This window comes from Actinomadura luzonensis (assembly GCF_022664455.2).
Taxonomy (GTDB): Bacteria; Actinomycetota; Actinomycetes; order Streptosporangiales; family Streptosporangiaceae; genus Nonomuraea; species Nonomuraea luzonensis.
In genome coordinates, this window is record NZ_JAKRKC020000002.1 from 2807024 (window position 1) to 2826799 (window position 19776).

Sequence of the window (19776 nt, forward strand, 5' to 3'; positions counted from 1 at the left end):
GCGCCCCGGCTGTCGCCGTCCCCACGCCCTCAAGTGATTTGCCCCGATAATTACCTGTATGCGGATCACTGTCATCGAGCACGAGGCCGAGGCCGGCCTCGGCTACCTCGCCGGCTGGCTCGGCCTCGCCTGCGACGTCGTGCGGCCGTACCTGGGGGAGGAGGTCCCGGCGCGGGCCGCGGACGCGCTCATCGTGCTCGGCGGCGCGGCGGCGGCCTGGGAGGACGAGCGCAGCCCGTGGCAGCCCGCCACCCGCGACCTGCTGCGGCGGGCCGTGGACGAGGCCACGCCCACGCTCGGCATCTGCCTGGGCGCGCAGCTGCTCACCCTGGCCTGCGGCGGCGTGGTCGAGCGCGGCGCGAACGGCCTGGAGATCGGCGCCCGCGCGGTGACCGCCCTGCCCGCCGCCCGCGAGGACCGGCTGCTGGCCGGCGTCGAGACGGCCGTGGCCGTGCAGTACCACCAGGACGCGATAACCGTCCTGCCGGACGGCGCGGTGCCGCTCATGACCGGCGGCCAGTACCCGAACCAGGCCTACCGGCTGGGAGAGGCGGCCTGGGCCGTGCAGTTCCATCCCGAGGCCACGCCGGAGATCTTCGCGTCCTGGACGCACGGCTCGGACCTGGACGCGGCCGAGGACCTGAACCGCGAGGTGAAGGCGGCCGAGCCGGCTCTCGTGGCGACCTGGCGCCCGGTCGCGCGCGCCTTCGCCGACGTCATCAGGACCGCCGCCCGCGGCTGACCGCCCGCCCGCCCTCGCGGGTCCGTCCCGCGCGGGACGCGGACGCGCGCCGGGTGAGGACGTGCGCCAGCCCGTGCACCGCGCCCAGGACCAGCGGCAGCGCCGCGAGCCCGGCCGCCGCCGACCGCCCGCCCCCGCCGGTCGGCACGCCGGCCGCCTTGAGCCGCCGCCACGCCCACACCGTGAACGGGATCACCACCACCGGCGAGGTGAGCGCCCCCGGCGTGTAGCCGCGCACCACCGCGGCCTGCGCCAGGTGCCCGGCGCCGTGCGCCCCGAACCCGGCCAGCACCGCCTGGAAGACCGGGCTCCGCCCGCCGGTGCGCGCCCCGAGCGCGGCCGCCCCCGCCATGACGCCGCCCATCAGCCCGATGGCCACGGTGACGTGCGCCTGCGACAGCTCCAGCCGCGCCCACGGCACCGCGGGGAAGCGCTGCTCCAGCCGCGGCCGGGCGGCCCGCAGCCACCGCGCCATCGTCACCAGCTCCTCGGCGTCGTGCACGGCCCACGCGCCGAGCAGCCCCCACGTCACGGCCGCGGGAACCGCGGCCGTCCGCTCCTTCTGAGCCATCTCCGCCTCCCTATCACAACGCAACGTTGCGTTGCATTCTACGACCGCCGGCCCCGGTCCTGTCAAGATGGAGGGGTGCCCAGGATCGAATCCACCGCCGCGCGCCTCGCCAAGCTCGGTTTCGCCGACGGAGCCCGGGCCGCCCAGCTCGTCCGCCAGGCGGGCCCCGGCCTCGACGACCTGCTGACGTCGCTGGTCGACGTCGCCGACCCCGACCTGGCCCTGGTCTCGCTCACCCGGCTGGCCGAGCGCGACCCGGCCGTCCTCGGCGCCCTGCGCGACGACGAGAGCCTGCGCGCGCGGCTGCTGGCCGTGCTCGGCGTCAGCGACGCCCTCGGCGAGCACCTGGTCCGCCACCCCGGCGACGTCGCCCGCCTGGCCCGGCCGCGCCAGGACGAGGCCAGGGCCGAGCTGCTGCGCGCCGTCGGGGCCGACCCGGCCGAGCCGGAGCCGGTGGCCACGGACGCGGGCGCCCTGGTGGCGCTGCGGGTGGCGTACCGGGGCAGGCTCGTGCACCTGGCCGCCCGTGACCTCACCGGCGAGGCCACCCTCCAGGAGGTCACGGCCGAGCTGTCCGAGCTCGCCGGCGCCGCGCTGGAGGCCGCGCTCGCCGTCGCCCGCGCCGAGGTGGACGCCGCCGGGGTGCGCCTCGCCGTCATCGGCATGGGCAAGTGCGGCGCGCGGGAGCTCAACTACATCAGCGACGTCGACGTCGTCTTCGTCGCCGAGCCGCGCGAGGGCGCCGACGAGACCAAGGCCCTGCGCACCGCCACCCGCCTGGCCCAGGCCATGATGCGGGCCTGCACCGCCACCACCCCCGAGGGCGCCCTGTGGGAGGTCGACGCGGGCCTGCGCCCCGAGGGCCGCTCCGGCCCGCTGGTGCGCACGCTCGCCAGTCACCTCGCCTACTACCGGCGCTGGGCCAAGACGTGGGAGTTCCAGGCGCTGCTCAAGGCCCGCCCGGTGGCGGGCGACCTGGAGCTGGGGGAGGCCTACGTCCAGGCCGTCAACGACCTGGTCTGGACGGCGGCCACCCGCGAGCACTTCGTCGAGGACGTGCAGGCCATGCGCCGCCGGGTCGAGGCGCACGTCCGCGCCGAGGGCGAGCGGCAGCTCAAGCTGGGCCCCGGCGGCCTGCGCGACATCGAGTTCGCCGTCCAGCTCCTGCAGCTCGTGCACGGGCGGCTCGACCCGCTGCTGCGCCGCCGCGCCACGCTGCCCGCGCTGGCCGCCCTGGCGCGCGGCGGCTACGTCGGCCGCGACGACTCCCGCGGCCTGGCCGAGGCGTACGCGTTCCTCCGCCAGGTCGAGCACCTGCTCCAGCTCCACCGGCTGCGCCGCACGCACATCGTCCCCACCGCCGAGGCCGACCTGCGCAGGCTGGGCCGCGCGCTCGGCATGCAGGCCGACCCGGTGGGCGAGTTCACCGCCCGGTGGCGGCGGCACGCCAGGGAGGCGCGGCGGCTGCACGAGAAGCTGTTCTACCGGCCGCTGCTCCAGGCCGTCTCGCGGCTGCAGGAGTCGGAGGCGCGGCTGTCCCCGGCCGCCGCGGCGGCCCGGCTGGAGGCGCTCGGCTACGTCGACCCGGCGGGCGCGCTGCGGCACATCGCCGCCCTCACCGCCGGCGTGTCGCGGCGGGCCGCGATCCAGCGCACGCTGCTGCCGGTCATGCTCGGCTGGTTCGCCGACACGCCCGACCCCGACGCCGCGCTGCTCGGCTTCCGGCAGGTCAGCGACAAGCTCGGCGCCACCCCCTGGTACCTGCGGCTGCTGCGCGACGAGACCGCCGTGGCCGCCCGGATGGCCCGCGTCCTCGGCACCAGCCGCTACGCCACCGGCCTGCTCATGCACGCGCCCGAGGCGGTCGCGCTGCTCGGCTCGGACGAGGAGCTGGCCCCGCGCACCCCCGAGTCGCTGGCCGGCGAGGCCGCCGCGGCCGTCGGCCGCTACGTCTCCGACGGCGACGGCGACCCCGCGACCGCCGTGGCCGCCGTCCGGGCGCTGCGGCGCAGGGAGCTGCTCCGCACCGCCGTGGCCGACGTCTCCGGCCTGGCCGACATCGAGACCGTGGGCTGCGCCCTGTCGGCGCTCAACGACGTCACCCTCCAGGCCGCCCTGGACGCCGCGCTCGCCAGGTCCGCCGGCCTCACCTCGTTCGCGATCATCGCCATGGGCCGGCTCGGCGGCATGGAGTGCTCCTACGCCAGCGACGCCGACGTCATGTTCGTGCACCGGCCGCGCCCGGGCGTGCCCGAGCGCGAGGCCACCGACGCCGCCTTCGCCGTCGCCAACGAGCTGCGCAGGCTGCTGTCGCTGCCCGCCCCCGACCCGCCCCTCCTCATCGACCCCGACCTGCGCCCCGAGGGCCGCCAGGGCCCGCTGGTGCGCACGCTGGCCTCCTACCGCGCCTACTACGCGCGCTGGTCGTCGCCGTGGGAGTCGCAGGCGCTGCTGCGGGCCAGGTTCTCGGCGGGCGACGCGGAGCTGGGGGCGGAGTTCACCGCCATGGTCGACGAGCTGCGCTACCCGCGCGACGGCCTGCCCGAGGACGCCGTCCGCGAGATCAGGCGGCTGAAGGCCCGCATGGAGGCCGAGCGGCTGCCGCGCGGCGCCGACCCGGCCCTGCACACCAAGCTCGGCCCCGGCGGGCTGTCCGACGTGGAGTGGGTGGCCCAGCTGCTCCAGCTCCGGCACGCCGGCGCGGTCGCGTCGCTGCGCACCACCCGCACGCTGGACGCGCTGCGCGCCGCCGTGGCCGAGGGCCTGCTCGACGCCGCCGACGAGGCCGTGCTGAGCGAGGCGTGGCGCTTCGCCTCCCGCATCCGCGACGCCGTCATGCTGGTCAAGGGCCGTCCCGGTGACAGCGTGCCGCGCGACGCGGTCGAGCGGCGGCGCATCGCCCAGGCCCTCGGCTACCCTCCCGACGGCTCCGAGGACTTCCTCGACGACTACCGCCGCGTCACCCGCCGCGCCCGGCAGGTGGTGGAACGCGTCTTCTACGGGGGTTGATCCGTCCGGCCGGGCGGGTGTATCAAGGCGCGGTGTTATCCGTCTACGTGGACCTCGCCCTCGGCCTGGCGGTCTCGTTCCTGCTGCTGTCGCTGCTGGTGAGCGGCCTCAACGAGGCGTTCGTGCGGTTGCTCGCCATCCGCAGCAAGTTCCTGTGGGCCTACCTCAGGGACACCATGGACGGCGCGGGCGCGGCCGGCTCCTGGCTGCCGGCCAGGATCCGCGACGTCTTCACCCGCCTGCCGTTCCTGCACGACCCCCGGCCCCGCTACAGCCAGCTGCCCTCGCCGGCGGAGGCGGGCGGCCTGCCCGAGCCCCGGGCCAAGACCGACGACGCGATGATCAACCTGCTGTACGAGCGGGTCCGCGAGATCGACCACGCCAAGCGCGGCCGCACCAGCATCGCGCACATCCCGCCCGGCCGCTTCGCGGTCGCGCTCATGGAGCTGGCGGCCGGCGAGGACGGCGACGTCGAGCGCTTCCTGGCCAAGCTCAAGGCCATGGACAGCCCCCTGTACGGCCACCTCAAGGGCATCTGGGAGAGCGCCCAGCGCGATCTCGACCGCTTCCGGCAGGGCGTCGAGACCTGGTTCGACGGCGAGATGCAGCGGCTGTCGATGCTCTACAAGCGCTACGTCAAGTGGGTGCTCGCCGTGCTCGGCCTGCTGGTGACGCTGGTGTTCACCATGGACGGCCTGGAGTACGCCAAGACGCTGCTGCGCGACAACGCCTTCCGCGCCTCGGTGACCGCCGTGTCCGAGTCCGGCCCGGACGCCTACGGCGAGCTGAAGGCCCGCTGCGCCGGCGCCGACCCCGTGCACTGCGTGACCGAGACGCTGAGCCAGCCCGCCCTGGTCAGGATGCTCGGCCAGGCCCTGGTCAGCGTGTCCATCCCGGAGCAGGGCGACCCGGGCGTGGAGTGGAACGGCGCCACCTGGTGGAACCGGCTCATCACGCCCAGCCACTGGCCGGGCTTCCTGCTGACGTACGTGGCGCTGCTGTTCGGCGCCCCGTTCTGGTGGGACGTGCTGCGCCGCCTCACGGGGATCAGGTCGCGGCGCTGAGCCGGTAGCGTGGGACGGATGGAGACCGAACGGTTGATCTTGCGCCGCTGGCGTGCGGAGGACCGCGAGCCCTTCGCCGCCATGAACGCCGACCCCGAGGTGATGGAGCACTTCCCCGCGCCGCTCACCCGCGAGGAGAGCGACCTGCTGGTGGACCGCATCGAGCAGCACTTCGACGAGCGCGGCTACAGCCTGTGGGCGCTGGAGGTGATCGGCACCGGCGAGTTCGTCGGCTTCACCGGGTTGAGCTACCAGACCTTCGACGCGCCCTTCCTGCCCGCCGTGGAGATCGGCTGGCGGCTGGCCCGGCCCGCCTGGGGCCACGGCTACGCCACCGAGGCCGCCCGGCGGGTGGTCGCGTTCGCCTTCGAGGAGGCGGGCCTGGACGACCTGATCTCGATGACCGCCGCCTCCAACCTGCGCTCGCAGGCCGTCATGCGCCGCCTCGGCATGACCCGCGACCCGGCCGAGGACTTCGACCACCCCAAGGTGCCCCCGGACAGCCCCGTCCTGCGCCACGTGCTCTACCGGCTCAAGGCCGGCAGCCCCTGAAGATGATCCCGAGGGTCCGCTCCCGCAGGTCAGGCGTCCAGCCGGCCTGCAGGGCCGCCTGCGACGCCGCCGCCAGCAGGGCCATCACCTCCTCCTGGCGCACGTCCGCGCGCACCGCGCCGGCCTGCTGAGCCCGCCGCAGCAGCGTGCCCACCGGCTCCGCGAGCCGCCGCAGCGCCCCTTCCACCGGCAGGCCCGCGCCGCCGGTCAGCAGGTCCGCCACCGTCCTGCGGGCCGCCGCCGCCTCCACCACGTGCGTGAAGAACGCGAACAGCGCGGTCTCCGGCTCGCCCCGCTCGGCCAGCCCGGCGGCCTCCTCCTCCAGCCGGGCGAGCAGCGCCTTGACGATGGCGGTGAGCAGGTCGTCCTTGGTGGGGAAGTGCCGGAAGACCGTCCCGATCGCCACCCCGGCCCGCGCCGCCACCTCCTCCGTGGACGCCGACGCGCCGCGCTCGGCGAAGACCTCCTCGGCGGCGGCGAGGATGCGCTCGCGGTTGCGCCGGGCGTCGGCGCGCAGCTGGGCCATCGGAACCCCTCCGTTGACAAGATGAGTGGCGACTCATTATTTTCCGTAACGTGAGTACTCACTCATCTTATCCCTCGGGGAGGAACGTCATGAGCGCACGGGACGTGTTCGAGCGGCTGCGCGGCTACCTGAGCGGCGTGGACGACGACGAGCTCTGGGCCGAGGACGTCGTCGTCGAGACGCCGTTCGCCGTCCCCGGCCGGGCCCGCCGGATCGAGGGCCGGGCCGCCTTCCTCGACCGGGCCCGCGCCGGCCGGGCGGCGCTGCCGTTCCGGCTGGAGATGAGCGACGTCGTCGTGCACGAGACCCGCGACCCCGACGTCGTCATCGTCGAGTACGAGCTGGGCGCCACCCTCCCCGGCACCGGCGAGCGCCGCTCGGCCCCCTTCATCGGCGTGCTGCGGGCGCGCGACGGGCAGGTCGTGCTCTGGCGGGAGTACCAGGACCCGCTGCGCGTCGCCGCCGCCACCGGCCACCTGCCCGAGGTGCTGGCCGCCGCGCGGCAGGCCATGGCGGACGTCCCGCCTGGCGGTCAGGACGCCATCGCGGGTCAGGACGCCATCGCGGGTCAGGACGCCATCGCGTAGAGCACGTCCCGCAGGGCGGGCTCCCGCCCGCGCTGCCAGACCAGCCGCAACGCCAGCGCGCCCGCGTCCTGCCCCCCGAGCGGGACCAGGGCGCCGGCCGCGAGGTCGCCGTCCACCGCGAAGTCCGGCAGCAGGGCGCTGCCGAGCCCCTGCCTGGCCCACTCGCGGGCGGTCGCGATGCTGGTCAGCTCCCTGCGCGGGGTGCGGGACAGGTCCGGCAGGCGCTCGGCGGCCAGCCGGATCGAGCAGCCGCGCGGGCTCACCAGCAGCGGCTCGGTGTCGCCGCCCGGCGCCGCGACCAGCGACAGCCGCACCTCGCCCACGTCCAGGAAGTCCAGCCCGGCGGGCGGGTCGAAGCCGAGGCCGCCCACCCGCGGCCCGGCGTCCAGCAGCAGCGCCGCGTCCAGCCGGCCGCCGGCCAGCTCCGCCAGCAGGTCCTGGCGGGTCAGCGCGCGCACGTCCACGTCCAGGTCGGGGCGGCGCCGCGACAGGCGGCGGATCACCGCGGGCAGCCGGGCCGCGGCCACCATCTCCAGCGCGCCGATCCGCACCCGGCGGCGCCCGCCCGTCACCGCCCGCCGTACCTCCTCGGCGTGGTCCAGCAGCCCCCGCGCCCGCTCCAGCAGCACCGCGCCCGGCTCGGTCAGCCGCATCCCGCGCGGCGTACGCTCGAACAGCGCCACGCCGAGGCTCTGCTCCAGCCGGCGCACCTGCTCCGACACCGACGCCGGGGCGAGGCCGAGCGCGTTGGCGGCCTCGGTGACCGTCCCGGCCCCGGCCACCGCCACGAACCCCCGCAACTGCCGCAAGTCCATGCCCGCCAGCATACGGTTCTCCCGAACGCTCCCTCAGGCTGCCCCTGTTGAGGGGAGATGCCGGGTTTCCGCAGGCTGGGCGGCATGCGAATGTTCGGCTTCTCCCTCGCCTACTTCCTGGTGATCCTGGACACCACCGTGCTCACGATCGCCCTGCCCGACCTGCGGGCCTCGCTCGGCGGCTCGCTGGCCGGCCAGCAGTGGGCCGTGAACGCGTACACGGTCGCCTTCGCCGCCGCGCTCCTCACCGGCGGCGCCGTGGCCGACCGCTACGGCGCGGCCCGCGTGTTCAAGCTGGGCGTGGCGGCCTTCGGCGCGGTCTCCCTGCTCTGCGCGGCCGCGCCCGCCCTCGGCCCGCTGATCGGGCTGCGGGCGCTGCTCGGCGTGGCGGCCGCGCTGTGCACCGGCGGCTCGCTCGGGCTGCTGGCCGAGCTGTTCCCCGAGCCCGCCGCCCGGGCCCGCGCCACCGGCCTGTGGGCCGCGATCACCGGCAGCGCCCTCGCGGCCGGGCCGCTGCTCGGCGGCCTGCTCGTGGACGTGTCCGGCTGGCGCGCCGTCTTCCTCCTCAACCCGCCGCTCGCCCTGGTCAGCCTGCTCGTCATGCGGCGGGTGCGCTCCCCGCGCGGCGTGCGCGGCATCGACTGGCAGGTGCAGGTGCTGGCCTGCGCGTTCCTCGGGCTGGTGGCCGAGGCGCTGATCGACGCCTCGGCGCTCGCCGGCGGGCTCGCGCTCGCGGCCCTGGCGGCGCTGGTGGCCGTCGAACGCCGCAGCCACGCCCCGGCCCTGCCCGGCGGCCTGCTCGCCGCCACCTGGCCCGAGCTGCTGGCCGGCGTGGTCGCCAACTTCGCCTTCTCCGGGGCGCTGTTCGTCCTGACCCTGCTGTTCCAGGACACCCGCCACCTCACGCCGACGGCCGCCGGGCTGGCGTTCCTGCCGCTCACGCTCCCGATGACGGTCAACCCGCTGCTCACCGGCCGCCTCGTCGCCCGCCACGGGCCGCGCCCGGCCATCCTCGGCGGCCTCGCCCTCATCGCCGCCGCGCTGACCGGGCTGGCCCTGACCGACCTGGTGGCGCCGTGGCTGCTCGTGATGGGGTTCGGGCTGTCGTTCGTGCTGCCCGCGCTCATGGCCGGCATGGTGAGCAGCGCCCCGGCCGGGACGGCGGGCACGGCGGGCGGCGTGCTCAACACCTTCCGCCAGGTCGGGGCCACGCTGGGCGTCGCCGTCATGGGCGTGCTCGGCCGCCCCCTGCTGGCGGCGGCCGTCCTGACCGCCCTCACCTGCGCCTGCTACGGCCTGGCGGCCGCCCGGGCCCGCCGGGTCCGGGTATCGTGACCGGAATGACGGCCTTCCAGCACTCCCCGGACCTCTGGCGCGACTTCCCCGAGCTGGTGCCCGGGGTCCTCACGGCACGCGGCGTCACCGCGGACGCGCCCGTGGCCGACCGGCTGCTCCCGTACACCGAGACCGCCGCCAAACGGCTGGCCACGGCGGGCACGGAGAGCGAGCTGCCGGAGATCCAGGCGTGGCGGCGGGCCTTCGCCCGCATGGGGCTCAAGCCCACGCAATACCGCTGCGCCTCGGAGTCGCTGCTGCGCCGCCTGCGCAAGGAGGGCGCGCTGCCGGGCCTGCACCCCCTGATCGACCTGTGCAACGCCGTCTCCGTCGGCTACGCGATCCCCGTCGCGGTGTTCGACCTCTCCCGGATCGCGGGCGACCTGGAGGTGCGCCGCGCGACGGGGGAGGAGACGTACCTGACCTTCGGCGGCGAGACCGAGCACCCGGCCCCGGGCGAGGTGATCTTCGCCGACGCCGAGGGGCGGGCGCACGCCCGCCGCTGGACCAACCGGCAGAGCGGCCTGTCCGCCGTCCGCCCCGGCACCACGGACGTCCTGATCGTCGCCGAAGCCCTCCACGACACGGCCCGCGCCGACATCGACGCCCTCCTGGCCGCCCTCACGGCCGACCTGGCCGCCCTCTGGCCCGGCGCGCCGAGCACCCCGTCCGTGCTCACCCCGTCCGCCCCCCGCTTCACCGTCACGGCCTGACCTCCGCCCACCCCGCCGGCCGTACGCTCGCAGCGAGGACGAGCCCGCCCGCTCGTCCACCGCGCCCGCCCGGCGACCCGCCGCGCGATCTCGTCGCGGCTGAGCCCCTGCGTCCGCCTCCCGCTGCCCGGGCTCCAGGTCCTCGGCGCTGGCCTCCTGGACGAGCGCCCCCACCTGGTGCTCCTGCTCGATGGCGATCTGCCCCAGATCCACCTGGCCGCCGGGGTAGCTGATGCTCCGCACCCGGTCGATCAGCCGCTCGAAGGCGAGCCGGTGCCGCCTGATCACGAGGCGGGTCGCGAGGACGACCGCGACCGGCCATGCCACCGCGCCCAGGAGACCGGCGATCGCCTCGATCAGCTTTGCCCAGTCGGCCACGACGGCAGCGTACGCGGACGAACCCCACCGGGCCAGAGCGCAAGCCGGTCGTCAGCGGGCGTATCGGGTGCCGGTCTCGAAGTCGCGCACGACGGCGCCGTCGCGGACCTCCCGCGTGTGCCAGGCGCACAGGTGCGTGCCCAGGCCGTTCTGCGCCGGCCGGCCGCATCGCGCGCTCCGGCCGCCGGGGCCGGGGGACGCCGCCCGGCACCGGGCGGCGTCCGCCGCCTGGTTGCCGGGCTGCCTCGTCGTCGCCGTCCGGCCCTGCAGCCGGAACGGCGAGGTGCCGTCGGGGTTCACGAGACCGAGCTCGCCCATCGTCGCCCACGTGGGCGGCCGGGTGGTGACGGTCACCCGCAGCGTGCGGCCGGACGCGATGCGGGCCCGCCGCCACCCGACACCCGTCAGCGTGGGCACGTCGGCCGACAGCCACGGGTTCAACGTCAGGGCCGCGAGCACGTGATGCCCCCTGCGCACGGTGACGTGCGCGATCTCCCCGCTCATCATGGGGAACGGGACGATCCGGCCGTGCCCGTCCTGGATCATGAGCAGCGCGGGCATCGGGAGCGCGAAGGCGCCCTGGTCGATGGCGATGTCGGCGTCGCTGACGGGCAGGCCGCCCGCGCTGAGGTCCTGCCGCCCGACCGGGGTCTCCGCCTGCCGGGCCGGCCTGTGCTCGACGGTCGCCCGGTCGAACAGCCATTTCGCGCCTCTGGTGAGGAGCGTCCGCGCGGCCGCCGCGAAGAGCGGGACCACGACGGACTCCGCCACCATCGCGCTCCCCCCGATCCCGCCGGCCGGCACGTCACCGTACATCATCGAGGGTGACGCTGAGTGATCACAAGCGCGGACGCCGCGCATGGAAACGGCCCGGCATCGTGTCCCGATGCCGGGCCGTGCTCGCGGGCGTCGTCAGACGTCGTAGTACAGCTCGAACTCGTGCGGGTGCGGGCGCAGGCGGATCGGGTCGACCTCGTTCTCCCGCTTGTACGACAGCCACGTCTCGATCAGGTCGGGCGTGAAGACGCCGCCTTCGAGCAGGTAGTCGTGGTCCTCCTCCAGCGCGTTGAGCACGTCGGTGAGGGAGCCGGGGACCTGCGGGATGTTGCGGGCCTCCTCGGGCGGCAGCTCGTAGAGGTCCTTGTCGACCGGCTCCGGCGGCTCGATCTTGTTGCGGATGCCGTCGATGCCCGCCATGAGCATCGCCGAGAAGGCGAAGTACGGGTTGCAGGACGGGTCCGGCACCCGGAACTCGATGCGCTTGGCCTTCGGGTTGGAGCCCGTGATCGGGATGCGGACGCAGGCCGACCGGTTGCGCTGCGAGTAGACGAGGTTGACCGGCGCCTCGTAGCCCGGCACCAGGCGGTGGTAGGAGTTGACCGTCGGGTTGGTGAAGGCCAGCAGCGACGGGGCGTGCTTGAGCAGGCCGCCGATGTAGTAGCGGGCGGTGTCGGACAGGCCCGCGTAGCCGACCTCGTCGTAGAACAGCGGCGAGCCGTCCTTCCACAACGACTGGTGGCAGTGCATGCCGGAGCCGTTGTCACCGAAGATCGGCTTGGGCATGAACGTGACGGTGTGGCCGAACTCCAGCGCCGTGCTCTTGATGATGTACTTGTACAGCATCAGGTTGTCGGCGGTCTTGAGCAGCGTGCCGAACTTGAAGTCGATCTCCGCCTGGCCTGCGGTGCCCACCTCGTGGTGCTGCATCTCGACCTCGATGCCGCACTCGATGAGGTTGCGGACCATCTCCGAGCGCAGGTCGGTGAAGTGGTCCATCGGCGGCACCGGGAAGTAGCCGCCCTTGTAGCGCGGCTTGTAGCCGAGGTTGCCGCCCTCGGTCGACTTGCCGGTGTTCCAGGCGCCCTCGATGGAGTCGATGTAGTAGTAGCCGGCGTTCTGCCGGGTCTCGAAGCGGACGTCGTCGAAGATGTAGAACTCGGCCTCCGGGCCGAAGTACACCGTGTCGGCGATGCCGGTGCCCTTGAGGTACTCCTCCGCCTTGCGCGCGACGTTGCGCGGGTCGCGGCTGTAGGCCTCGCCGGTGAGCGGGTCGTGCACGAAGAAGTTGATGTTCAGCGTCTTGTGCTGGCGGAACGGGTCCACGACGGCGCTGGCCGGGTCGGGCAGCAGGAGCATGTCGGACTCGTGGATCTGCTGGAAGCCGCGGATCGACGAGCCGTCGAACATGAGTCCGTCAGTGAAGACGCTCGCGCTGAAGTTCTCTACCGGGAAGGTGAAGTGGTGCGTCGTCCCCGGCAGGTCGGTGAACCTGACATCGACGAACTGCACCCCTTCGTCACTGATGAACTTCAGGACGTCGTCGGCGGAGTTGAACACTCTCGAACCTCCCTGGGGACTGGCCATCATTGCGACGCTAGGGCTAAGCGGTTTCCGTACGGTGTCCCAATTGTTTCGCACGTGTTACGCAGCGTCAGGTCTCCTGGGCCCTCCCGCAGCCCCCGCCGGGCTCCGGTTCGCCGGCGAACCTCGGGTGGATGTAGCCGTCGCCGGTGTCGCAGCGCGCCGGCGTGGCGTCGGCGCCCCACGAGGTCACCCAGGTCACCAGCCGGCCGCCCTCGCGGTGGATCCGCACCTCGCCCGAGGCGTGCGTGACGACCCGGACGACGGTCTCCGGCCGCCCGGGGCGTCGCACGGCGTACACGATAAGGTGGTCGAGCCGCACCTCGGCGCCGCCCCGGCCGTCCGCGCCGGACGGGCCGAGCGTGATCCGGCCCGTCACCTTGACGACGTCGGAGGCGAGCTCGGCCTCGCCGGGCGCGAAGCTGCTGACCCAGGACCGGCCGGGCCCGTCCGCGCCGGGCCGCGGCGTGAAGGCGGCGCGCTGCCCGGGGTCGAGGGCGGCGACGAAGGCGTCGGGGTCGCCGCCCCGCAGCGTGTCGCGATCGAGGTAGGCGGCGGCCAGCAGGTCGCGGACGCGGGCCAGCCCCTCGGCCACGTCCTCGCGCGACAGGCCGCCCACCGCCCTGGCCTCGGGCAGGACGAAGCCCGCGATCCCGTCGGCGTAGCGGGCGGCCGGCGACCCGGCGAACGGGTCGCGCGGGACGGCGTCCACCGCGCGCGCGGCCGCCTCCTCGGCCGGCGGGGCCGGCAGGCCGGGACGGAAGGTCACGACCAGGCCCGCGGCGGCGATCAGCGCCGTGACCGTCGCCATCGCGAGCCACATCCGCCCGGGGCGGCGCCGCGGCGGGTCGTACGCGCGGCCGGGGGAGGCGGGTAAGCGCCTCCGCCTCGGGCGCGGTGGACGCGCTCTGGCGGCCTTGGTGGCGGCGGCGCGCATGCGGCGCTGCTCGTCGGCGTCGATCTGGCCGACCAGCTCGTAGAAGCGCTGGTCGAGGTCATCCCCGTGTGGCATGCGGTCCATGGTGGCGGCCGCATGACGCGGTTGGGTCACGACGCCGACCGGCCACCCGGGCGGATACCGTGGAGGGCATGAGCAGCAAGCAGCCCCGGTGGACGCAGACGTGGCTCGGCGGGGTCAGGTCCGCCGGCATCGACCTCGGCTACCCGGGGGAGCGCCTGGGGCTGCCCGAGGAGGGCAGCGGGTCGGTCTCCGGCTGGGGCCGCAGGATCGGGGCCCTGGTGATCGACTGGATGATCTGCACGTGGGTCGTCGTGCAGCTGCTGCTCCGGATCGACCCGGCCGGGTCGCCGTGGGCGCCGGTGGCCGTGTTCGCCCTGCAGTACCTGCTGCTGGTCGGCTTCATGGGGCAGACGTTCGGGCACCGGCTGATGGGCGTGCGGGTGGCGGCGATGGACGGCGGCGACCCCCGGCTGCTGCCCGTGGCGGTGCGCACCGTGCTGCTGTGCCTGGCCGTGCCCGCGCTCATCTGGGACCGCGACCACCGCGGCCTGCACGACCGGGTGTCCAACACCGTCGTCGTCCGCATGTGAGCGAAAAACCATACCGGGTTCAAAAACGTACCCGGTATGGTTTAGGCTGTCCGCATGATGATGGCAGGACTGCGGGAGCGGAAGAAGGAGCAGACGCGGCGGCGCATCGCCGAGACCGCGCTGCGGCTGTTCGGCGAGCGCGGCTACGACGCGGTGACCGTCAACGAGGTCGCCGAGGCGGCCGGGGTCGCCAAGGTCACCCTGTTCAGCTACTTCCCGTCCAAGGAGTCCCTGGTCCTGGACGGCGTCAAGGACGACGCCGCCGCGGTCGTGGACGGGCGGCCGGAGGGGCGGACGCCGCTCGCCGCGCTGCGCGCCCACTACAGCGCGCTGGCGCACCAGGGCGACGCGGCCGGGGTGGACGTCGAGGGCATGCTGCTCAGGGTCCAGGTGATCACCGGCAGCCCGGCGCTGCTGGAGGGCGTCCACCAGGCCCGCATGGAGCAGCGCCACGAGCTGGCCGCCGCGCTCGCCCGCGCCCTGCCCGGCCGCGGGCTGGCCCCCCAGCTCATGGCCGCCCAGGTCACCACCGCCGTCACCACGCTCCAGGAGGTCTTCTTCCTGCGGCTGTCGGAGGGCATGCCGCTGGAGCAGGCGGCGCGACGCCTCGGCGAGGACGTCGAGCTGGCCTTCGACCTCCTGGAGCACGGGTTCGCAGCGATCGAAGGGGAGAGAGCGTGAAGAAGGGCATCAACTACGACACCGGTTTCCTGCCGGGCCAGGCCCTGTCCAGGAAGGCGTGGGACCCCGCCATGGTGGCCCGCGAGATGCGGGTCATCGCCAGGGAGCTGCACTGCGACGCGGTGCGCATCGGCGGGCGCGAGCCCGCCCGCATCGCCCTCGCGGCCGAGCACGCCGCCGCCGAGGGCCTGGAGGTGTGGTTCTCGCCGATCCCGGTGGACCTCGACGCGGACCGCACATTGGAGGTGCTCGCCGACGCGGCCGGCCGCGCCGAGACCCTGCGCAAGGGCGGCGCCGAGGTGGTGCTCGTCACCGGCTGCGAGCTGACCGCCTTCGGCCCCGGCTACATCGACGGCGCCACCTACCTCGACCGGCTCACCCGCATGGGCGCCGCCGGCCTCGACTGGTGGATGGGGCTCATGCAGGTCATGCCGCGCTTCAACGCCTACCTGGCGCGCGTCGCCGCCACCGTGCGGCCGCTGTTCGGCGGCCCGCTCAGCTACGCCGCCGGCGCCTGGGAGCTGGTCGACTGGACGCCGTTCGACCTCGTCGGCGTCAACCACTACCGGGCCGCCCACAACGCCCACGACTACGCCGAGGAGCTGCGCGCCCGCTTCGCGGCCGGCAAGCCGGTCGTGGTGACCGAGTTCGGCACGTGCCCGTACCAGGGCGCGGGCGAGCGGGGCGGCATGGCCTGGACGGTGCCCGAGGGCGCGCGGCGCGACGAGGGCGAGCAGGTGCGCTACTACACCGAGCTGATGGACGTCTTCGAGCGCGAGGGCGTGGCGGGCGCCTTCTGGTTCATGTACGCCGCCTACAACCGCCCCGGCGAGGCCGACCTCGGCTCCTACGGCGTGGTCAGGATGCTCGACGACACCCGCTGGGAGCCCAAGGAGGTCTTCGCGGCCATGGCCGCCAGGAACCGGGCGCGGACCGCTAGGGACGCGCGCAGCTGAAGATCGCCGTGCCGGGCAGGTGGCGGCCCCGCAGCGGGCTCCAGCCGCCCCACGTCCGCTCGTGCCCCTCGGGCCACTCCGGCTCCAGCAGAGCGGTGATGGTCAGCCCGGCGGCCACCAGCAGGCCCACCCAGTCGCCCAGCGTGCGGTGGTGCTCGACGTACGTGGGCGTGCCGGCGTCGTCGCGCTCCACGTAGGGGGAGCGGTCGAAGTAGGACCGGTCGGAGGTCAGCCCGCGCGGCCCGGGATCGTCGGGGAACGCCCACCGCACCGGATGGCTCACCGAGAACACGAACCGCCCGCCCGGCCGCAGCACCCTGCGCACCTCGCGGAAGACGGCCCCGGCGTCGGCCACGAACGGCAGCGCCCCGAACGCCGAGCAGGCCACGTCGAAGGCGGCGTCGGCGAACGGCATCGCCTCGGCGTCGGCCTGCACCGCGGGCACGCGCACCCCGGTGCCGAGGTCGAGGCGCCGGGAGTGCTGGAGCTGCCGGTGCGACACGTCGAACGCCGCCACCGCGGCCCCCTGCCCGGCCAGCCACCGCGCGCACTGGGCCGCGCCGCAGCCGATCTCCAGCACCCGGCGCCCGCGCACCTCGCCGAGCAGCCGCGCCTCGGCCTCGTCCACGCCTTCCGGGCACCACACGAACCCGGCGTCGCGCAGGAAATCGCCGTGCTCCAGCTGGTAGTCGTCGGCGTTGCCGTCCCACCACCAGCGGTTGGCCCGCGAGGAGGACGACAGCACTAGCGCATCTTGGGGCCGCGCGGCATGCGGGCCCCCTTGGGCATCGGGCCCTTGGGCAGCGGCATGTTGCGCGGCAGCGACCGCAGGCGGTCCTTGACCTCGTTGACCGCCGGCTTCTTCAGGTTGCGCGGCAGCTTCATCAGATGGCGCTGCAGCTTGCCGAGCGGCACCTGGCCCTCGCCGTCGCCGCACTGCACGTCGTAGATCTCGACGCCCAGCACCACCCGCGCGACCCGCTTCTTCTCGGCCGCCAGCATCTTCGCCACCCGGTTGCCCGGCCCCTCCGACACCAGCACCACGCCCGGGTGGCCGACCACCAGGTGCACGAGGTCCTGGTCGCGGTTGACCGCGATGGCCGGGGTGACCTGCCAGTTGCCGCGCATGCCCTGCAGCACCGCCGCCGCCGCGCCGGTCTGCCCGTGCAGGATCGAGTACTGGGCCTTCTGGGCGAGCTGCCCGAACACCACCAGGCCGACCGTGAACGCGGCCAGCACGCCGATGAACACCGAATACCACAAATAGCCCGTGACCAGGCCGATCACGACGATCACGGCAAGCGTGCCCACCGCGGAGAGGAAGACGAGGGGCATCCCCTTGGGGTTGGCCTGCTTGATGATCTGCGCGATCATGCGGAGCTGCTTGATGCGCCCCGGCTTCTCTGGGTCCTCGGACTTTGCCATGCTCTGAAGGATACAAACCAACTGGTGGAGTATGGAAAACGCGGCGGCCTATTTCGCCGTGGGCGGGATCCGGACGGTGACGGACGGCCCCGGCCCGGTGACGCCGCGTCCCGCCGTGACCACGTGCTCGCCCTCGATCGGCCGCCAGCCGCCGTCCTGCCACTCCTGGAAGGCCCGCTCGTCGAGGAACACGGTGGCCAGCACCGTCTGCCCGGGATCGGCCTCGACCACGTCGAACCCGGCCAGCCGCACGTCGTCGCCGCCGGCGGGCCGCGCGTAGAGCTGCACGACCTCGCGGCCCGGCCGGTCGCCGGTGTTGGTGACGGCGACGGTGACGGTCGTGCCCTCGGCGGCGACCTGGTCGTACGACCACGTCGTGTAGCCCAGGCCGTGCCCGAACCAGAACGCCGGCTCCGCCCCCGCCCGCCGCCAGGCCCGGTAGCCGATGCGCACGCCCTCGTCGTAGGCGAGCACGCCGTCCACCGGCGTCACGGCGGTGACCGGCGCGTCGGCCAGCCGGCGCGGCCAGGTCGTCGGCAGCCGGCCGCCCGGCTCGGCGTCGCCGAACAGCACGTCGGCCAGCGCCGTCCCGGCCTCCTGGCCGGGGAACCAGGTCAGCAGCACAGCCGCCGCGTCCGCCGCCCACGGCAGCTCGACCGGCGAGCCCGCGTTGACCACCACCACGGTGCGCGGGTTGGCCGCGATCACCGCCCGGATCAGCTCGTCCTGGCGGCCGGGCAGCGCGAGAGTGACCCGGTCGAAGCCCTCGCTCTCCACCTCCGGCGTGGTCGCGGCCACCACGACCGCCACGTCGCAGGCGGCGGCCACGCGCACGGCCTCGGCCAGCAGCTCGTCCTCGCCCGGCCCGGGCGCGGCGTGGCCCAGCGTGAACGCCACGAACGCCATGCCGCCGAACACGCCCGACGGGTGCGTCACGCACAGCTCGTACGGGCGGCCCGCCGCCATCGGCACGCTCACCCGCTGCTCGGGCGGCGACAGGAACGCCGCCGCCGGGTCGCCGCCGGGCGCCTCGACGGTCGCGTCGAGGACGACTTCGCCGTCCACGCTCATCGTGAACGCGCCCACCCCGGCGACCGACAGCACGTGCTCGCCCGAGACCTCCGGCGTGTACGTCGTCCGCAGCCGGACCGCCCGCAGCCGCTCGCCGTCCACGTCGCGCGGGAGCTGCCCGATCCAGCGGGCCTCGGCGACGGGCAGCGGGTGCGCGGCCAGCACGCCGCCGTCTGCGTCCAGGAACTCGGCCCTGGCGGGGGAGGAGATCGGCGACAGGCGGACGCGGGGGTCGGTGCCGAGGGCGTGCCGGACCTCGGCGCGGGCGCGCAGGCCCGCCAGCGGGGAGACGACCCGGTCGGGGAAGACCTGGGCGCTGCCGCCGCCCATGATCCTGGCCTCGCCGGCGGCGGCGCCGATGACGGCGAGCGTGACGCCCTCGCGGAGGGGGAGCAGGCCGTCGTTGGTCAGCAGCGTGCAGCCCCGCACGGCCACCTCGCGGGCGAGCGCCACCCCGTCGATCTCCTCGCGCGCCGGCGCGGCCTCCGCGGCAGCGGCGGACGAGGAGGCAGCGGGGGACGAGGAGCCGGCGGGGGAGGAGGCGGCGGACGAGGAGCCGGCGGGCGGGCGGAGGGCGCCGACGCGGTGGGCCAGGCGCAGGACGCGCCGGACCCGGTCGTCGATCGCGGCCTCGGGCACCCGGCCCTCGCGCACCGCCGCCTCCAGCTTGTCCCCCCACGGCCCGTACGGCCCGGGCATCGCCACGTCGGTGCCGCCGAGCGCGGCGGCCTCGGTGGAGCGCACCGCCGTCCAGTCCGACACCACGAGCCCGTCGAACCCCCACTCGTCCTTCAGCACCCCGTTGACCAGCTCGGCGTGCTCGGTCATGGTCGTGCCGTTGACCGCGTTGTAGGCGGTCATCAGCCCCCACGCCCCGGCCCGCACGACCCGCTCGAACGGCCGCAGGTAGACCTCGCGCAGCGCCTTCTCCCCGACCCGCACGTCGGCGGTGAACCGGTCGGTCTCGAAGTCGTTGGCCACGAAGTGCTTGGGCGTGGTGGCCACCCCGCCCTCCTGCACGCCCTCGACGTAGGCGGCCCCGATCTCGCCCGTCAGGTACGGGTCCTCGGAGTAGCACTCGAAGTGCCGGCCGCCGAGCGGCGAGCGGTGCAGGTTGAGCGTGGGCGCGAGCAGCACGTGCACGCCCTTGCGCCGGGCCTCCTGGGCGAGCAGCCGCCCGGCCCGCCGGACCAGGTCGAGGTCCCAGGTCGCGGCGAGCGCGGTGGGGCTGGGCAGCGCGATCGACGGGTCGCCGGGGCTCCACTGCTCGCCGCGGACGCCGATGGGCCCGTCGCTCATGACGAGCCGGTCGAGGCCGATCCGGGGCATCGGGGGGAGCGACCACATGTCCGCTCCGGTGAGCAGCCGGATCTTGGCGGTCAGGTCGAGGGAGGCGACAAGCACGTCGAAGTCCACGCCGACAGTCTTCACCAGAAAAC

At 74.8% G+C, this 19776-nt stretch carries 19 protein-coding genes; 10 read left to right on the forward strand and 9 right to left on the reverse strand.

Features of this window, described 5'->3' with window-relative positions; all coding sequences use genetic code 11:
- Window positions 1-58 precede the first annotated feature (58 nt).
- On the forward strand, window positions 59-742 hold the full coding sequence (locus MF672_RS43350; RefSeq protein ID WP_242377148.1) for a type 1 glutamine amidotransferase: 684 nt from the start codon (window positions 59-61) through the stop codon (window positions 740-742).
- On the opposite strand, the gene MF672_RS43355 is transcribed toward MF672_RS43350, so the two are convergent.
- Window positions 720-1313, reverse strand: a complete 594-nt coding sequence (locus tag MF672_RS43355; RefSeq protein WP_247815727.1) for an HXXEE domain-containing protein — start codon at window positions 1311-1313, stop codon at window positions 720-722. The two genes, MF672_RS43350 and MF672_RS43355, sit on opposite strands and share 23 nt — an antisense overlap.
- A 75-nt stretch (window positions 1314-1388) precedes the next feature.
- Here MF672_RS43355 and MF672_RS43360 point away from each other — a divergent pair, with 75 nt between their 5' ends.
- The 3 genes from MF672_RS43360 to MF672_RS43370 are packed head-to-tail and all read left to right on the forward strand — an operon-like array spanning window position 1389 to window position 5938.
- On the forward strand, window positions 1389-4322 hold the full coding sequence (locus MF672_RS43360; protein ID WP_247815728.1) for a bifunctional [glutamine synthetase] adenylyltransferase/[glutamine synthetase]-adenylyl-L-tyrosine phosphorylase: 2934 nt from the start codon (window positions 1389-1391) through the stop codon (window positions 4320-4322).
- A gap of 32 nt (window positions 4323-4354) precedes the next feature.
- Entirely contained in the window at window positions 4355-5386 is a 1032-nt protein-coding gene (locus MF672_RS43365) for a hypothetical protein (RefSeq protein ID WP_242381329.1), read from the forward strand.
- 18 nt (window positions 5387-5404) lie between these two features.
- Window positions 5405-5938, forward strand: a complete 534-nt coding sequence (locus MF672_RS43370) for a GNAT family N-acetyltransferase (RefSeq protein WP_242381328.1) — start codon at window positions 5405-5407, stop codon at window positions 5936-5938.
- Here MF672_RS43370 and MF672_RS43375 read toward each other — a convergent pair.
- Window positions 5919-6464 (reverse strand): TetR/AcrR family transcriptional regulator, encoded by a 546-nt coding sequence (locus MF672_RS43375; RefSeq protein ID WP_242381327.1) that lies wholly within the window; start codon window positions 6462-6464, stop codon window positions 5919-5921. The genes MF672_RS43370 and MF672_RS43375 overlap by 20 nt on opposite strands.
- A gap of 89 nt (window positions 6465-6553) precedes the next feature.
- On the opposite strand from MF672_RS43375, the gene MF672_RS43380 reads away from it, so the two are divergent.
- The gene (locus tag MF672_RS43380; RefSeq protein ID WP_242381326.1) at window positions 6554-7051 is read left to right on the forward strand and encodes a nuclear transport factor 2 family protein; all 498 of its coding nucleotides are present in this window, start codon (window positions 6554-6556) and stop codon (window positions 7049-7051) included.
- Here MF672_RS43380 and MF672_RS43385 read toward each other — a convergent pair.
- Window positions 7033-7866 carry a LysR family transcriptional regulator gene (locus MF672_RS43385; RefSeq protein ID WP_242381325.1) on the reverse strand — a complete coding sequence of 278 codons (834 nt, stop codon included), beginning with the start codon at window positions 7864-7866 and terminating at the stop codon, window positions 7033-7035. The two genes, MF672_RS43380 and MF672_RS43385, sit on opposite strands and share 19 nt — an antisense overlap.
- Before the next feature lie 84 nt (window positions 7867-7950).
- On the opposite strand from MF672_RS43385, the gene MF672_RS43390 reads away from it, so the two are divergent.
- The gene (locus tag MF672_RS43390; protein ID WP_242381324.1) at window positions 7951-9201 is read left to right on the forward strand and encodes an MFS transporter; all 1251 of its coding nucleotides are present in this window, start codon (window positions 7951-7953) and stop codon (window positions 9199-9201) included.
- A gap of 5 nt (window positions 9202-9206) precedes the next feature.
- A complete protein-coding gene (locus MF672_RS43395) occupies window positions 9207-9914 on the forward strand; it encodes a B3/B4 domain-containing protein (protein ID WP_242381323.1) in 708 nt (235 codons plus the stop codon).
- Window positions 9915-10343: 429 nt separating this feature from the next.
- Here the strand turns inward: MF672_RS43395 and MF672_RS43400 are convergent, their stop codons facing one another.
- The 3 genes from MF672_RS43400 to MF672_RS43410 all read right to left on the reverse strand — a co-directional run bounded on the left by MF672_RS43400 (window position 10344) and on the right by MF672_RS43410 (window position 13665).
- A complete protein-coding gene (locus MF672_RS43400; protein WP_242381322.1) occupies window positions 10344-11111 on the reverse strand; it encodes a hypothetical protein in 768 nt (255 codons plus the stop codon).
- 93 nt (window positions 11112-11204) lie between these two features.
- Window positions 11205-12629, reverse strand: a complete 1425-nt coding sequence (gene glnA / locus MF672_RS43405; protein ID WP_302893373.1) for a type I glutamate--ammonia ligase — start codon at window positions 12627-12629, stop codon at window positions 11205-11207.
- A gap of 94 nt (window positions 12630-12723) precedes the next feature.
- Window positions 12724-13665, reverse strand: coding sequence for a hypothetical protein (locus MF672_RS43410; protein WP_242381320.1), 942 nt, complete (start codon window positions 13663-13665; stop codon window positions 12724-12726).
- 77 nt (window positions 13666-13742) lie between these two features.
- On the opposite strand from MF672_RS43410, the gene MF672_RS43415 reads away from it, so the two are divergent.
- From MF672_RS43415 to MF672_RS43425, 3 genes are read left to right on the forward strand one after another with little or no spacing between them, the layout of a single operon-like run.
- Complete coding sequence (locus MF672_RS43415) at window positions 13743-14204, forward strand: RDD family protein (protein ID WP_242381319.1); 462 nt, start codon at window positions 13743-13745, stop codon at window positions 14202-14204.
- Between the two features lie 54 nt (window positions 14205-14258).
- Window positions 14259-14885, forward strand: coding sequence for a TetR/AcrR family transcriptional regulator (locus MF672_RS43420; protein ID WP_242381318.1), 627 nt, complete (start codon window positions 14259-14261; stop codon window positions 14883-14885).
- On the forward strand, window positions 14882-15841 hold the full coding sequence (locus MF672_RS43425) for a glycoside hydrolase family 113 protein (protein ID WP_242381317.1): 960 nt from the start codon (window positions 14882-14884) through the stop codon (window positions 15839-15841). The genes MF672_RS43420 and MF672_RS43425 overlap by 4 nt, the downstream gene beginning before the upstream one ends.
- On the opposite strand, the gene MF672_RS43430 is transcribed toward MF672_RS43425, so the two are convergent.
- The 3 genes from MF672_RS43430 to MF672_RS43440 are packed head-to-tail and all read right to left on the reverse strand — an operon-like array spanning window position 15822 to window position 19768.
- Window positions 15822-16586: a class I SAM-dependent methyltransferase gene (locus MF672_RS43430; protein ID WP_242381316.1), complete on the reverse strand. Its 765-nt coding sequence runs from the start codon at window positions 16584-16586 to the stop codon at window positions 15822-15824. The genes MF672_RS43425 and MF672_RS43430 overlap by 20 nt on opposite strands.
- Window positions 16586-17266: a DUF4191 domain-containing protein gene (locus tag MF672_RS43435; RefSeq protein ID WP_242381315.1), complete on the reverse strand. Its 681-nt coding sequence runs from the start codon at window positions 17264-17266 to the stop codon at window positions 16586-16588. Before MF672_RS43435 ends, MF672_RS43430 begins: the two co-directional genes overlap by 1 nt.
- Before the next feature lie 48 nt (window positions 17267-17314).
- Window positions 17315-19768 carry a glycoside hydrolase family 3 C-terminal domain-containing protein gene (locus MF672_RS43440; RefSeq protein WP_242381314.1) on the reverse strand — a complete coding sequence of 818 codons (2454 nt, stop codon included), beginning with the start codon at window positions 19766-19768 and terminating at the stop codon, window positions 17315-17317.
- Between the last annotated feature and the right edge of the window lie 8 nt (window positions 19769-19776).

Bases quoted from the DNA above. Each gene is read 5' to 3' on its own strand.
- MF672_RS43350 (WP_242377148.1), top strand. From the start codon at position 59: ATGCGGATCACTGTCATCGAGCACGAGGCCGAGGCCGGCCTCGGCTAC.
- MF672_RS43355 (WP_247815727.1), bottom strand. From the start codon at position 1,313: ATGGCTCAGAAGGAGCGGACGGCCGCGGTTCCCGCGGCCGTGACGTGG.
- MF672_RS43370 (WP_242381328.1), top strand. From the start codon at position 5,405: ATGGAGACCGAACGGTTGATCTTGCGCCGCTGGCGTGCGGAGGACCGC.
- MF672_RS43375 (WP_242381327.1), bottom strand. From the start codon at position 6,464: ATGGCCCAGCTGCGCGCCGACGCCCGGCGCAACCGCGAGCGCATCCTC.
- MF672_RS43380 (WP_242381326.1), top strand. From the start codon at position 6,554: ATGAGCGCACGGGACGTGTTCGAGCGGCTGCGCGGCTACCTGAGCGGC.
- MF672_RS43385 (WP_242381325.1), bottom strand. From the start codon at position 7,866: ATGGACTTGCGGCAGTTGCGGGGGTTCGTGGCGGTGGCCGGGGCCGGG.
- MF672_RS43390 (WP_242381324.1), top strand. From the start codon at position 7,951: ATGCGAATGTTCGGCTTCTCCCTCGCCTACTTCCTGGTGATCCTGGAC.
- MF672_RS43395 (WP_242381323.1), top strand. From the start codon at position 9,207: ATGACGGCCTTCCAGCACTCCCCGGACCTCTGGCGCGACTTCCCCGAG.
- MF672_RS43400 (WP_242381322.1), bottom strand. From the start codon at position 11,111: ATGATGTACGGTGACGTGCCGGCCGGCGGGATCGGGGGGAGCGCGATG.
- MF672_RS43410 (WP_242381320.1), bottom strand. From the start codon at position 13,665: ATGCCACACGGGGATGACCTCGACCAGCGCTTCTACGAGCTGGTCGGC.
- MF672_RS43415 (WP_242381319.1), top strand. From the start codon at position 13,743: ATGAGCAGCAAGCAGCCCCGGTGGACGCAGACGTGGCTCGGCGGGGTC.
- MF672_RS43420 (WP_242381318.1), top strand. From the start codon at position 14,259: ATGATGATGGCAGGACTGCGGGAGCGGAAGAAGGAGCAGACGCGGCGG.
- MF672_RS43435 (WP_242381315.1), bottom strand. From the start codon at position 17,266: ATGGCAAAGTCCGAGGACCCAGAGAAGCCGGGGCGCATCAAGCAGCTC.